Source organism: Motilimonas pumila, from assembly GCF_003596335.1.
Classification (GTDB): domain Bacteria; phylum Pseudomonadota; class Gammaproteobacteria; order Enterobacterales; family CBDFNC01; genus Motilimonas; species Motilimonas pumila.
In genome coordinates this window covers 1-15,186 of the sequence record NZ_QZCH01000013.1, presented here as the reverse complement: position 1 = coordinate 15,186, position 15,186 = coordinate 1, and the positions used below count along the sequence as shown (strand labels likewise).

The 15,186-nt window shown below is 48.0% G+C and carries 8 protein-coding genes; 4 read left to right on the top strand and 4 right to left on the bottom strand.

Annotation, left to right across the window (positions count from 1 at the left end; all coding sequences use genetic code 11):
• The first annotated feature begins 237 nt into the window (after positions 1-237).
• Positions 238-4,341: an exo-rhamnogalacturonan lyase family protein gene (locus D1Z90_RS10920; RefSeq protein ID WP_119910796.1), complete on the top strand. Its 4,104-nt coding sequence runs from the start codon at positions 238-240 to the stop codon at positions 4,339-4,341.
• A 116-nt stretch (positions 4,342-4,457) separates the two neighbouring features.
• Here the strand turns inward: D1Z90_RS10920 and D1Z90_RS10915 are convergent, their stop codons facing one another.
• The 4 genes from D1Z90_RS10915 to D1Z90_RS10900 all read right to left on the bottom strand — a co-directional run bounded on the left by D1Z90_RS10915 (position 4,458) and on the right by D1Z90_RS10900 (position 11,214).
• Complete coding sequence (locus D1Z90_RS10915; protein WP_119910795.1) at positions 4,458-5,948, bottom strand: efflux transporter outer membrane subunit; 1,491 nt, start codon at positions 5,946-5,948, stop codon at positions 4,458-4,460.
• Complete coding sequence (locus tag D1Z90_RS10910) at positions 5,935-9,015, bottom strand: efflux RND transporter permease subunit (RefSeq protein ID WP_198419137.1); 3,081 nt, start codon at positions 9,013-9,015, stop codon at positions 5,935-5,937. The genes D1Z90_RS10915 and D1Z90_RS10910 overlap by 14 nt, the downstream gene beginning before the upstream one ends.
• Positions 9,016-9,025: 10 nt before the next feature.
• On the bottom strand, positions 9,026-10,102 hold the full coding sequence (locus D1Z90_RS10905) for an efflux RND transporter periplasmic adaptor subunit (protein WP_119910793.1): 1,077 nt from the start codon (positions 10,100-10,102) through the stop codon (positions 9,026-9,028).
• A gap of 218 nt (positions 10,103-10,320) precedes the next feature.
• Positions 10,321-11,214 carry a LysR family transcriptional regulator gene (locus D1Z90_RS10900; RefSeq protein ID WP_119910792.1) on the bottom strand — a complete coding sequence of 298 codons (894 nt, stop codon included), beginning with the start codon at positions 11,212-11,214 and terminating at the stop codon, positions 10,321-10,323.
• Between the two features lie 102 nt (positions 11,215-11,316).
• Here D1Z90_RS10900 and D1Z90_RS10895 point away from each other — a divergent pair, with 102 nt between their 5' ends.
• From D1Z90_RS10895 to D1Z90_RS10885, 3 genes are all read left to right on the top strand, one after another.
• The gene (locus D1Z90_RS10895) at positions 11,317-12,552 is read left to right on the top strand and encodes a patatin-like phospholipase family protein (RefSeq protein ID WP_119910791.1); all 1,236 of its coding nucleotides are present in this window, start codon (positions 11,317-11,319) and stop codon (positions 12,550-12,552) included.
• 100 nt (positions 12,553-12,652) lie between these two features.
• Positions 12,653-13,876, top strand: a complete 1,224-nt coding sequence (locus D1Z90_RS10890; protein ID WP_119910790.1) for a patatin-like phospholipase family protein — start codon at positions 12,653-12,655, stop codon at positions 13,874-13,876.
• A gap of 201 nt (positions 13,877-14,077) precedes the next feature.
• Positions 14,078-15,085 carry a hypothetical protein gene (locus D1Z90_RS10885; protein ID WP_119910789.1) on the top strand — a complete coding sequence of 336 codons (1,008 nt, stop codon included), beginning with the start codon at positions 14,078-14,080 and terminating at the stop codon, positions 15,083-15,085.
• Positions 15,086-15,186 lie beyond the last annotated feature (101 nt).

Genomic DNA, 15,186 nt, shown 5'->3' with positions numbered 1-15,186 from the left:
ATAGTTAAACCTATCACCCTTGATCCCTTCAATGCTGCGGGATCAATATTTCCGCTTGAACAGATTTATGCACTAAGTTGCATATAGATTTCCCTCAGCTAGGGTAAGTCAGGCCACCCTATATAAAGTGCCCCCACTTTGTGGTTATAGCGCGGTATTCGCCCCATCACCAAGAGGACTTACGTTATGCGGTGCCATCCCATATCTACTTATTGCACCCAACGAAAGCTGCTGCTATTGAACGCTTTCTTTGGCCTGATATATACCATTTTTAGCTCACTCAGTTACGCCGAATCAACCTCAAATGTCAGCGTAACCTTGTGGGATGCCAGCCACACGCCAGCCGTAAAACTGGCACCGCAAACCGTGTATGTTCGCCAGCTCAGTGAAACTGGCCAGTACCGTTTTTGGGCCGCTAAAAAACTGGATGGCAGCGGCCAGCTGTCACTCAGTTTGCCTGACTTACCTGATGCTTCGTATTTATTGCAGGTCATTAGCCCCAACACAGGCAAGCGAGTGAGCACAGCCACTATTAATGCAGCAGGCGACTATGCCTTTTACGTTGGCGGCCAAGGTTTACAAGTGTCTTTGGTGGACGCTATTTCTGGCCAGTCTTTGGCCGATACTCGCGTTAGGCTTTACGCTCAGCAGTCACCTACCTACTGGAAATGGCAAGCTGACGCTCACACCAACGCGCAAGGGCAAGCCAAATTTGATTTAGACAAGCTCAATGAGGGCATTGCTTACAAACTAGTGACCACAGTATTTAATAATATCACTGAGAGTTCAGAGCCCATTCAGCAAGCCGGTGAACTCACCTTTGCTGTGGGCAGCAGTTTATTGACCTTTATTGACGGGGTAAAGCAACAGCCGTTAGCAAATCAACGCATTATGTTACGGCAACAACAAGGGTTCACCAGTCGCTTCTACCGCTACGTGAACACGGACGAGCAAGGCCAGATCCAGCTTACTTTGCCAGATATCGATCAAGGCCAAGGCTATGTGGCTATTGCTCACACCCTGGACGATCCTGATACCGCGATAAGCCAACCGATCTTACAAAGCGGTACACAAACGTTAACCTTTGGTGAGCCAGAATATTTACCCGACCAACTAGTGGTGACGTTAACTGACGCGATTAGCGGTCAAGTTATTGCAGATACCCGAGTGCGGGTATATCAATACGACGATAACCAACAACGCTTTACCTGGCACACCGACGGATGGACTAATCAGGCGGGCGTGGTTGACTTTCGCCTGGCTGGTTTAACTCAAGGCGAACGCTATATTTTACTGACAAAAGCTTTTAACCAACATAATGCCAACACGGCAGAAATCACTCAAAATGGCGCGGTTGCTTTTGCAGTGGGTGACACCCGGTTAACCTTGATTGACGACAATAGTCAGCAAGCCATGACGCAAGAACGTGTCACCATTCGCCGTAAAAATGGCAACAACAGCGACTTTTATACCTATATCTATCCAGATGAAAACGGCATGGTGCAATTAGACTTGCCCGGATTAGCCGAGCAACAAGCGCAGTATTACATTTATGCGGCGCCACTTGACCAAGCCGATCAAGGAACCTTGCATTTATTAACTCGAGCTGGGCAACACACTTTAAGGTTTGGTCAACAAGTGCAACCAAGCGAACCGCCAGCGTTGCCGAGCAATACGCCCAGTCCAGCGCCCAGTATTACGCCAAGCACAGAACCAAATTTGCCAACGAGTGGGCCCACTATGGCGCCAAGCCTTGAGCCCAACCCTGACGTAGAGCAATACTTTAGCCCCATTTATCCAGCCAGTATCACACCGCCACCTGCAACCCAATTAGGGAATATAACGTTAGCGCAACACTGGCCTTTGATATTACCTGGCGGTGTCATCAGTTCTGGTATTCCATTTAGCTTTGGCGAACTGTTGCACGAGTCTAACGTTCGAGTCATGCAGCACGGCCAAGTGGTGCAATCACAGGTGCGCCGGTTAGCCAGCTGGCCGGATAACAGTATTAAATCTTTAGAGGTCGTGGTACAACCACAAACAGGGCAACACGCCGCGATGCAATTACAGTTTGGCCAGCAAGTCACAACGAGTAGCAATGCTGCCGGTGTCACCGTAGTGCAAGGCGACGAGCAGTGGCTTATCGACACAGGGAAAATACAGCTTACCTTAGCCAAGCAAGGCCAGCCATTTCCTCGTTTGGCTTTTGACCATAACCAAAATGGCCAATACGAAGCTACAGAAGTTCAACTCAGTGGTGGTGATATCGCGTTAGTTAACGCGATTAACCAGCAAACCTATCGCGCCAGCTCCGCGCCGCGTAATATTGTGATTGAACAACAAGGGCCACTAAAAACCGTGGTCAAACTTACCGGTGAACTGCGCAATGACGAAGGGGAGGTATTAACCCGTTATATCGTGCGCATCACAGCCCTTGCGCAGGCCAGCAGCCTAGACTGGGAATACACTTTAATTGATGACAGGCATAATCAGGTGTACGACAAGTCGCCACAATTAGCCCTAAGCGTGAGCCAGTATGGGCTTGAATGGCAACGCTCACAAACGGCCAGTCAGGTGCTTGCCGGTATTGATGGCCAAGTTCACCAGCAAGACTTATCTCAACCGAGGTTTGTGCATCAAGCTGGCCAATTTAACTATGATAATGGCAGCTTTCAAGGCCATGACTTTACAGCCTCAGGCATGGCTAATGGCGCCAAGGCAGACGGTTGGTTGGCCGTTAATCAAGCGCACAGCCAACTGACGGTAATGGTGGAAGATTTTTGGCAAAACTTCCCCAATGAAATACAAGTGTCTAATCAAGACTTGTTTATTTACCTGCACCCAGATCGCCACATAGGGCAGCCAGATTTAACCTATCCGGACCACGTAGGCACGCAATATCAAAGGCCCAACACCTTTTACAACCGTCGACCGGGTCTGGCCAAAACGTCCCGTTTTCGGTTCCATTTTAGTGCTGCGGCGCTGCCTGCAAGCACTTTACAGGCAGCCAACGACAGCTATCAACGCAATGGTCTAAACCTCACGGCACCACAGTCGCGCTACTTAACCTCCGGCGTATTTGGCCAGCTGACCGAGGCAGACCAAGAAGCCAGTACCGGTTACGACGCTTGGTTGAAATACTCGGTGCTTAATCGCAGCTGGCAAGAAGGCCGCCCGGCCAAACAATACGGCTGGCGTGATTTTGGTGATCGATTACGTGCAGGCTGGGCCGGAGTCAGCAATGGCGTGCGTATTCCCAGCTTTTACAACGATACCCACGTAGGCTCAAACAGCCACTTTAAGCAATACCTCAGAACCCAAGATAATACTTGGTTCGACATGGCCGAACGCGCGACGCGCCACTTTATGGACATTGACGTCAGCCACAGTAGCCGCAGCGGTTATTGGAAAACCAATGGCCCTCAGCCGCCGGGGGAGATTTATGCGCTCAACCATGAAAACATTGATCACTACGCCCGCAATTTACATACCGGCCATGCGCACATTAGTGGCCTAACCGACTACTACTTACTGACGGGAGATAGCCGCAGCCGTGAAGTGATTGAAAACATCGCCCGCTGGTGGCAGTTTTTATTACAAACCAGCTTCACCTTGCCGTTTGATCAAGCCAAATATCGCGAAGCAGAACGAGACTATGGCTGGCCGTTATACGTGATGAACGAATATGTCAGGATCAGCAATGACCACGAATATCATCGCCGCGTTGCAGGTCAAATGATGCATTACGTCATGCAGTGGTTCGATACCCCCATAGCGCGGCGTATCGACGGCGAAATACTGGGCATTAACGACGCCGCCCAAGGCACCGGATATTGGACCATGACAAAAATGGACAACCACGGAGGCACAGACTCTAACGGCGCCATACCTTGGATGGCAGGGGCGTTAATGAGCGCCATGTTGCAATACCACCAGCACGACCAGATGATTGGCTCTAGCATCAATAGCGACAAGCTGCACGACACCTTATGGCAAGCGCTAAATTATTTGGTGAAATACGGCTATAACCATGACAGGCAGAGCTTTGCTTATTCGGAAGTAATACGCAGTTATGGCAGCGGCGGATTCCAACTCATGTACGCCATGTTGTATCTCGATCAAGCCTATCAGCAGCGCCTTAGCCAAGGGCTGATAGCCCATCCAGAATGGTATGACACCCAGCCACAATGGCGCGCTATCTTACAAACTATGGCGCAGCGACTGCATGATAAAAAGCCAGGCCACAGCTCTCAGTCTTACGGTTTTTACGGCTATGAGGTGCCTTGGCCACAAGACGTATGGTGGTTAATGCAACAGCAAGGCCTCGCAAAAAGTGACTGATAATGAGCTGGTATTAATGGCTTAAGCGGCCTAAAAAAAAGAGCAAGGTAAGCACTGTAATTAAGCTGCCAGCGACTACAGTGGAGGGAGGATTACCTTGCTCTATAAACCAAAGATTACGGTGTAACGGCATTGCCCCCATGCTCGGCTGGCGTGACCTGCCAGTCACCTCCAAGGGCCTTGTGCAGTTCCACCACGCTTTGCCACGTTTGTAATTGCGCAACAATTTCAGCGTCTTGCAGTGCATTTTGTTGACGCTGAGCGTCCAATACTTGCAAATGATCAATCAAACCAGACTGATACAAGGTGTGCGCCTTGTTTAACGCTTGCTCTGCCTTTGCACTGGCAAGGGCAATACTGGTTTGATATTGCTGACTGTTGCCATACGCCATTAGCCAAGTTTCTACCTCTGTGATGGCCGTATTAACGCTTTGTTGGTAAGCCAGCACGCTGGACTTAAACCTGTTTTCATTCAGGGCTACCACAGCATCACTGCGGCCACCGTCAAATACGTTCCACTGCACGCCAACGCTACCAATCCAAGCGGCCGAATCAGAGTTAAATAAGTCGCCAAAGTCTTTGGCCACTAAACCTGGGCTACCCGACAAGAAAAACCTGGGGTATTTAGCAGCAATGGCCGCGCCCACGTCTTGATTAATGGCCGCCATTTCCCGCTCGGCCAAGGCTATATCTGGACGTCGCTGCAATAACTCAGACGGCAGCCCTAATGGAATACTGATGGCTTGCTCTGGCAACGGCGCAGCTTGATTCAACTGCGTACCAAGCTGGCTGGGCGTGGTGCCAAGTAACAAGGCTAAACGGTGAAAATGTACCTTTTCAGCCGTTTTTAACTGTGGTGACACCGCTTGCGTTGCGGCCAATAAACTGCTGGCTTTCGCAACATCCATGGCCGAGCCAAAACCGCTTTTTTCCAGCTGTTTAACCAACGCCAAGGTCGTGCTTTGCTCATCAATATTGCGCTCTGCAATCGCTAACCGCGCCTGCGCTCCGCGCAGCTGTAAATAGTTACTGACAATGTCTGCGGTAATGCTGGTGGTTAAGCCTTGGCGGAAAATTTCCGCTTGTTCAACTCGAATAGATGCCGCTTGCGACTGCGCTTCAATGCGACCAAACAAGTCCATTTCCCAACTGATGTTCGCGCCAGCTAAAAATGCGCCGCTGCTGTCATCCACCAAGTTAAGAGACTCGCCCGTCATCGGGTTGCTGGCGGTTACCGCTGGGCCCAATAATGGATCGTTTTCACTGATACCATAAGAGGTGTATCCGGCGCCAATGCTCACCGTAGGGACCTTAAATGAAGCAATGGCCTGTTGGTACGCTTGCGCTGAGCGGATTTGTCGCGCCGCCATTTGCAACGGAATATTCTGCTGCTGACCTTGCTCAACCAACTGATTAAGCACAGGATCATTAAAGGCTAACCACCAATGGTCTGATGCAACCTCGTCAGCCTGAGGCGTGGTTACCGTGTCTTGATACAAGTATTGCGTCGCCACAGGTGTTGCAGGAGCTTGATACTCTGGCGTCACCGAACACGCAGACACGACGCCAACAAGTAATACGCTAATCGCTATTTTATGCAGTTTCATGGCTTAGCTCCTGTTCTGATTTTGATTGCGAAGGTGCCACAGCTGGCGCAGGTCGGTAGAACAAGCGATAAAATGCAGGCATCGCCAATAAAGATAAAAACGTCGCGGCGATTAAGCCGCCGATAATGGTGGCTGCCATTTGGTCAAATAAAGGATCACTCAGCAGAGGAATCATACCCAGCGCAGTGGTTAAGGCACCCATTGAGATGGCCATGGTACGATTTAACGTGGCCGCTTTAATGGCTTCATCAATGGCTTTGCCTTGGGCCCGCTCTAGCTCAATTTGGTCCATCAATACGATGCCGTTTTTGATTATCATGCCAGAGAGAGCAACCGCGCCAATCAAAGCCATAAAGCCAAACGGTTTATCCAGTAAGAACAAGGCCCAGCTAGAACCTATGGCCGCCAGTGGCAAGGTAATAAAGATGATCACAGGTTGCTTAAAGCCGTTAAATAGTGCCACCAAAATCACCACCATCAGTAATACCGCTTTTGGGATTTGATTTACCGTGTCATCTATCGAGCGGCGTTCATCGTAATACTCACCGCCCCATTCAAACTGGTAACCGGGCTGTAAAGCGATAGCTTCAATGTCTGCCGCCAACGCATTGCGCACGTCTGAAGGCGTGGCATCGACTACGCCAGCTTGCACCGTGATGGCGGGCACGCGATCGCGGCGCCACACCATGCTTTCTTCAGCGGTCATTTCAAAGCCTTTAACCACTTGACCAAGAGGCACCGCATGTAACCCTAGCATTGACCGCACAGGTAAGTTTTCCAATTGTCCTAACTCGGTGTTACTGCCTTTGACTTGCACCGGAATCAGCTCTTTGCCTTGACGTAGCTGCGCTATCGTCACGCCATCGGTGGCGCGGCGTATCGCCAGCGTAATGTCGGCACTGTTAATACCAGCGCGGCGCGCCAGATCTTGGTCAATCACTGGAGTTAAGGTTTTACTGGGTTGACGCCAATCATCACGCACGTATTTGGTATTGGGGTGCGCAGCGATAATCGCTTGAGCTTGGGCCGACAATTGATGCAGCACTTGTGGATCGGGACCAATAAAGCGCGCTTCAATGCTGAACTTGTCTTTGGTGGCCAACTTCAGGTTGCGAAACCTTGGCTCGGCATTCGGAAACTGCTCAGCCAGCCAAGCGTCTCCGGCTTTTATCAACGGCGCAATGTCAGCAAAATCATGGGTATTAATCAGAATTTGGCCATAACTGCCATCAAACGGTTCTGGCTCTACGGTCACCGAAAAGCGTGGCGCACTGCTACCCACATAAGTTGAAATGCTTTTCACTTGGGGTTGTTGCATTAACCATTGCTCAATTTTAGCCATGTCCTGGCTAACCACTTCTACTTGGCCGCCATTTGGCAACCAATAGTCCAAGAACACCATGGCGCGGTCAGAGCCGGGAATAAAGTTAACCGCAATGCGGGGCACAATAATGGCAGTAACCAACATCAAGGGCACCAAACAAGCCAACAGTTTCACAGGGTGGCGCACGGTCCAAGCAATCACACTTTGGTAAGCCAAGGTAAACTTAGACGCTTTGCTATGCTCACCAGCTGGCGTAGCCTTGATAAATAACCAACACATTAGCGGCGTTAACGTCATGGCCACCAGCCAAGACAATAACAAGGAGCTGCATAAGATTTGGAATACGCTAATGGAGAATTCAGACGCGTCGGTTTGTGAGAAGAGCACCGGCGTCGCGCCCATAATGGCAATAACCGTGGCCGCTAACAACGGCAACGCCATTTCTTTTACGCTTTCTCTGGCTGCGGCAAAGCGGTCTCGTCCTAGCTTTAACTTAGTAACAAATAAGTCAGTAATCACTATCGCGTTATCTACCAACATGCCAAGGGCAAGGATAAAGGACCCAACGGAAACACGCTGTAAGTCAATGCCACTGATGTTCATGTAGATCAGAGTCAGTAAGATAGTAATCAACAAGCTAGAGCCGACAATACTGGCGCTGCGCCAGCCCATAAAGACCCATAAAACCAGCACCACAATGGCGATACTTTCTAACAAGTTACCAATAAAGCCGGTAATCGACTTGTGGACTTCATCAGGTTGAAAAGCCACAATGCCAATCTCAGCACCCATCGGCAGCTCTTGCTTATAGTCGCTGATAATGTCCTTCAGGTCTTGGCCTAAATCCACCACGTTGATGCCGTTCACAGGGCTAACCGCTAGGGTGACAGCAGGGTAACCATTAAAGCGGCTTTCAGATAACGCCGGCTGCTGATAGTCGTAATAAACATCTGCCACGTCGCCTAAACGAATTAACCCTGAGCCAAACTCGCCAACGCCAGACTTGATCATCAAGTTACGAATATCATCCAGGTTTTTAAAGCTGTTGTTTTGGCTTACACGGATTCTTTCTTCGCCGGCTTTAAAACTGCCCGCGTCTAGCATCATGTTTTGCGTGGACAATTGGTTTAGCACCATGGCCGCTGACAAACCGTTTTCGGCTAAACGCTCATCCGGCAGATCAATCGTCACAATCTGTTGCTGCACGCCATGCAGTTCAACTTTCTTGATGCCATCAACCGTTTTGATTCGGCGCTGTAACTCTTGCGCGTATTGCTTTAGTTGCGCCGGTTCAATGCCGTCACCGTGCAGGGCAAACAGCATGCCGTAAACTTCTGAGAACTCATCTTGCACTATGCTCAGTTGCGCAGCAGCCGGTAATTGCAGCTTCACGTCGTCGATCTTACGGCGCAATAAGTCCCATTGCTGCGGTAAATCTTCCGCGCTGGTGGACTCTTTAAGATCAATAAAGATCATTGAACTACCGGGGCGAGACAAGCTGCGCAGTTTCCATAAGGATCCCATTTCTTGCAGCTTGGTTTCGATTTTATCCGTCACTTGCAGTTCGACTTCCTTGGCGCTGGCGCCAGGATATAGGGTCACCACAACAGCGCTCTTCACGGTGAACGCAGGATCTTCTAGTTTGCCTAACTGAAAATAGGACATGATGCCGGCCAAGATACACAGCACGGTAAAAAAGCCAATAAAGGTGCGTTGCTTAATCGCAAAATCTGCCAAGTTCATAATCGTCCCCTTATTGTGTGATCAAACGACCGACCGCTTGGCCGTCATTGATAAAGTGCACACCGGCGGTAATGATCTGGTCGCCTTGGTCGAGATCTGCGTCAATGCATACCGCGTCTTGGTTTTGACTCACCACTTTCACCATCATAGATTGCGCGGTTTGGCCAATTACGCGATATAAGTAGGCCTGTTCACCTTCTAGTTTTAACGCTGAGTGAGGCACGCAATAGTTCATGTCACCCGACAATTGGTACGGCAATGTCAGCTGAATAGCACGACCAGGCAAAATATTGTCTGGCAGTTGCTCAACCGTGAACTTCACTTGGTAGGTTTGCTTAATAGGATCGGGAATGGTGGCCACTTCATTGAGTTTCGCGCTGTATTTTTGCTCACCGCGATGCCACTTTAAGTCACCAGCAAGGCCCAGATAAAAACCTGAAATTTGGCTCTCTGGCACGTCAACCACGGCTTCTAACTCACTTGGCTTATGCAGGGTGAAAATGCTGATGGCAGGTCCGGTCTGTTCAAATTGATCTAACATACGGCGGCCAATGACGCCGTCAAACGGCGCGGTGAGCTCGGTGTAACGTAACGCGTCTTGGGCTTTTTTAAGGTTTTGCTTTACCACTTTTACCGCTGCATCAGCACGTTTTTTGCCGCTTTCTGCGCGATCCAGTTTGACGCTGGCAATGGCATTACCCGCGCTGGCTTGGCGTACACGTTTTAGCTCAGTGGTGGCAAGGTGTTGCGCGGCAATGGCTTCCTCTAAGCGCGCTTCAAGCTCTAACACCACTACTTGATAATCGTGTTGATCTAACTTGGCTAATACTTGCCCTTGCGTGACCTTATCACCAGCATTGACATAAATTTCTTCAATCGTGCCAGGCACTCGAAATGCCAAATTGGCGGTTTCTGCCGATGCCAGTACGCCAGAGTAGCGTCGAGTTTGTTGCTGGCTGCTTTGCTCTATCGTGATAACTTGCACTGGGCGCAGCGACTTTTCCGCCGCCACAGTATGCTCTCCGGCACACCCTGATAGTGCTAATAAAGATATACAAAATGCCGTCGCGGTTAATGGATGCTTCATGGCAAACTCCCTCAATAGCGCAAAGCACAGACCACCAAAAGCATTCAATTTGCATGGGGCCAACCGCTTTGCGTGATGACTAACAAAGACACACTGACGTGAGCATAAAAACTTGGCAGCTGCTCACGTAAATGTGTGGTTTAAAAGCCATTCTAAGGAAGTGGAAAATTTCAGTAAGTAGCTAAGTTGAGCTTCTTTGTCACGATAATCGTGACAAACTAATATTTCTCTGGCAAGAAGTCAGGCAAGGTAGCGATGATATGCTCCATCAAAGCCTTAGCGGTAGCGGTGATGCCTTCTCGGCTCGGATAAAGTAACCAAACGTCTTCCACATCAGTTTCCAAGCCATTGAATAATATCTCTAATCGATTGTCCTTTAAAAAAGGATAAGCCATCACATAGGGTAAATAGCCAATGCCATTACCGTTCACCGCGGCCTGAATCATTTGACCGTAGTGATTGCTGATTAAATTAGGCTGAATCGGCCAATCTCGCCCACCTATCGACCAATGAGATTCGAGGGAGGCATCGGGCCAGCGAAACGCTAAGATGCGTTGCCCTAACAATTGCTCGGGTGACGTCGGCCGACCATGACGGGCTAAATAATCCGGACTCGCCACCACCATACGACTAAACGTACCTAAGTGACGACCGATAAAACTGGAATCATGCAACTTGCCAATGTGCATGGCAAAGTCGAGCCCATATTGAAACATGTCAGCGAAGCTATTGTTTGTAAATCGGCTTTCAATACAAACCGTTGGGTGTTTATCCATAAACGCTGAAATGGCAATATTCAACGATTCTTCCGACCCTAAGAGCACCCCAATTTTCACTTTCCCCGTCAGCGACTTGGTTTGCTCGGTCAGGGCAGAGTTAGCCAGCTCTAAGTCTTGGATAATGGTATTTACTTGACTGTAATATTGCGCCCCTTGCGAGGTTAAACTGAGCTGACGAGTTGTGCGTATAAACAAGCGCGTACCAAGCTCTTTTTCCAACTCGTTAATACGCCGGCTAATATTGGCACGCGGCAAGTCCAGCAGCTGCGCCACGGCACTAAAACTGCCAAACTCCACTACTTTCAAAAACAGCGTCAGATCTTCTACTCGCATAACAAACCCATTGTCACAGTAATTACCACAATAATGATGTTAATTTGAACGGCCAAATTTTGATATGATTATTATCATTATTCTCATCATTGGAAAGCTTGCATGTTGAAATCGGTGTGGTGGCGTTGTTTGGCTTGTCTCCTATTACTTAGCGCCTGCTCCTCAGAGCCCACTCGCACTCCCGTTCCTTATGAGCTTGCCAACTTAGTACACCCGTCTGGCCAAGCGCAGTTTCGATATTGGGGAGACAGTGCCACCAGCCCATTCTCGCAAAACTATATTGCCACCGTGGTTGAGCGTCAACGCCGTGCAGGTTTACTCTATGATGATGCCGGCCAACTCTTACCCGCCTCACATTTGGCTTTATCTGGCGGCGGTGAAAAAGGCGCTTTTGGAGCCGGCATTTTAAATGCTTGGACTGAACGTGGCGATCGCCCCGAGTTTACCGTGGTCTCAGGCATCAGCACCGGCTCTATCATTTCTGTGTTTGCTTTTTTAGGGCCAGAATACGACCCCGCTTTAAAGCACTTTTACACAGAAACCAAAAGCCAAGACATTTACAGCACCAAACCCATTCTATCAGGCCTGCTCGGCGACTCATTTCTCGATACAGCGCCATTTGAACAACTGGTTCGAGACACCATCACCGAAGACATCATCGACCAAGTAGCCGCCGAATATCGCCGCGGTAGGTTGTTATTAGTCGGCACCACAGAGCTCGATAGCCAGCGGCCGGTTATTTGGAACATGGGAGAAATTGCCAATAGCCAAGTAACAAACAAAGAAGCGCTCTTTGAAGACATTATCATTGCTTCATCTTCGGTGCCTGCGGCATTCCCCGTGAAATTAATTGAAGTAGAATATCAAGACCAACAATTTCAAGAACTGCACGTAGATGGCGGCGTCACCCACCAAGTGTTTTTATTTCCAGAAGCCGTACTCAGTGGCCAGGTTGACCACGATGGCAGAGGGCGTCCTCAACAGGTTTACGTGATTCGCAACGCTAAACTGCAACCAGATTTTCAAACCACCGGCCTCTCTACCGTCGATATTAGCAAACGATCGTTATCGACCATTTTAAAGTACCAAGGTCGTGGCGACGTTAACGCCATCTATATGCACGCTAAACGCAGCTTAATGGGGTTTAGCTTGGCATACATAGAGCCAGACTTTACGCAACCTTCACCACAAGAGCCTTTTACCGAAGGTTACATGGCTGCGCTGTACCAGTACGGCTATCAAAAAATGCAGCAACATAATGTCTGGCACAACAGTCCGCCTCAGTTTAGGCATATCAATCATGAGCTAGAACTGTTGCACCACAAATTGCTGCGTTAACAAAATACAACCAGAACATTTTTAGCTCGCCCCTTGATTTGCAACATTTATTTTCTACGCTCTCACTAGCGTAGGCAATGGTGGCAACAAGGAAACAAAAATGATCGCAAGGTTAAAGTTAACCAAACATGTTTACAGCTTGATGAGTGTGTTAATCATGCTGGGGTGTAGCCAAGTGCCACCTCGCTCCGCCGTGCCAGCAGAGCTTACCCACCTTGTTGCTCCAGCCGGACTCACCCAGCTGCGTTATTTTGGTGACAGCCGCGACAACCCTTTTGATGACCAGTACATTCAACAACTGCGACAAAGGCAAAAGCGAGCAGGGCTTTTATATAACGCTCAGGGCCATATACTGCCAGCCCACCATTTAGCTCTCTCTGGTGGAGGAGAATACGGCGCATTTGGCGCTGGTGTGCTCAACGCATGGAGTAAACGCGGCGATCGCCCTGAATTTTCGGTGGTCACAGGCATCAGTACAGGCGCCATTATTTCAGTCTTTGCCTTTTTAGGCGCAGAGTATGACTCCTACCTGACGCGGTTTTATACCCAAACCGACGGCGATCAGTTATTCCAAAGCAAATCTATCTTTACTATGTTTACAGGCCTGTCGCTCGTTAATACCGAGCCTTTTGAAGCTATCGTGCGAGAAACCATCAGCGCCGACATCATAGAACAAGTAGCTCAACAACACCTCAGGGGCCGATTATTGTTAATGGGCACCACAGATCTCGATAGCCAACGGCCCGTGGTTTGGAACATGGGAGAATTGGCTTTAAGTGATATAGCCAACAAAGAAACATTGTTTGAAGATATTATTATTGCCTCATCGTCTGTTCCAGGAGTGTTTCCGGCGAAGATGATCGACGTCAGTTATCAACAGCGGCAATTTCAAGAACTGCACGTCGACGGCGGCATTACGCACCAAGTCTTTTTATTTCCAGAAGTTACCTTAGCCAAACAGCAAGACAAAACAAGCGCACGAGAACATAGGGTATACATCATTTATAACACCAAGTTAGACCCGGATTATCACATCGCGGACGCTTCGTTATTGGCTAATACAGGGCGCTCTATTTTTACGCTATTGAAATATCAAGGCCGCGGCGACGTAAATCAAATATACAATCAATCAATACGTTATGGCTTTAAGTTTAAGCTTGCTTATATTCGTGATGACTTTGAAGTAACTCGACCACCCGAGTTTTTTAACCGTGGTTACATGAACCAACTTTACCAATACGGTTATCGCCAAACCTACCAAGGCCAAGTTTGGCTAAATGCGCCACCAGAGTTTAAATACGTTGAACAACACATGACAGAGTAAATATATCGCTTACCATTTATTGGTACAAATAGAGAATGACATTAGCTTTTTATGTATAATTCACTTTTATTTTTTATAAAGTCAACCTAAATCATATATAACCCCATGATTTTTAATTAATTAAAAGCAAAGCTACTGCTTTACAATTGACAATATAAAAAATCAATCTCTATTGGAAGAAGTTAAAAAGGATCTAAGTAAATGAAGAAGCTATCGGTATTAGTTATTGCTGGAGTACTTGCAGGTTGTGGCGGCGGCGGAGGCAGCAGTGACAAGGAACCGATCCAGCAGGAGAACAAAGAAGCATCGAGCGAACAAGGTGAAGCAAACAACAACATGCCTAACGCAGAAATTAGTAACAATATTTATCAATTCGATGCACATCTTGGTGGCAGTGTAACCTGGGAAGATCGATGCTGGGAAGTCCCTGTCGAATTGGCACCTTCTGTGGCAAAACATGTAGAAATCGAATCAATTCAGATATGTCGGACTTCAGCAATTAGCGATTACTTTTTGACTTCAATGAAAGTGTTAGGGGTATCTCAAGGGGGTTGTTTTGGCAGATTGGAAAACATACGCTTTTTGGACATAAATAATAACTCTCTCAATGAATCAGAAGTAGATTATATATTTGGCTCAATGGGTATGAATGATGTTAACCAAATAATGACAAACACATGTATTACAGAGTCAACGGTTGGCTACACAACAGGTATTTTTAATATTGATCAACGCCAAAATGGCATTACAGCAGAAGAATTCAAAGCGCGCCTTCATAAAGTAGAAGTTACTAATTTTGACGTACTTGACGCAGAATTAACGCAACAAATGGCTGTTCCGGAAAATATTTACTCTGAAAGTTATAACGTAACTTTTGATATGGTAAATAGCAGTCAACTTGATGCACATATGACTGCTGAAGTAATACTATTGGATAGTGAAGGACGATTTGTGGACTTCGACATGAGCTATTCCAATAAATCATATTCACTTAATGAAGGCGAATTCGACATCGTCTCACCAGGGGATATAAGAAGTTTTGGCGCAATGTCACTTTCAGATGTTCAGATGTCAAGCGTACTAATCATTCCAAATTTGGACCAATTTTTTGCTAGCATAGTAAGCGAGCGAACAGCCAATGACCCGCAAAGGAAATATTTGGAATACCGTAATAAAAAGCAACAAAAGCTTTTAGACTCCCAAAAATAGCGAAGTGCAACTCACTATTGAAACCAGGGCGGGATCGCACTTTTTCAACGAATATGATCTAATAGGCTCAAACCCGTAAATCGATACGAATTTTGAGCCTG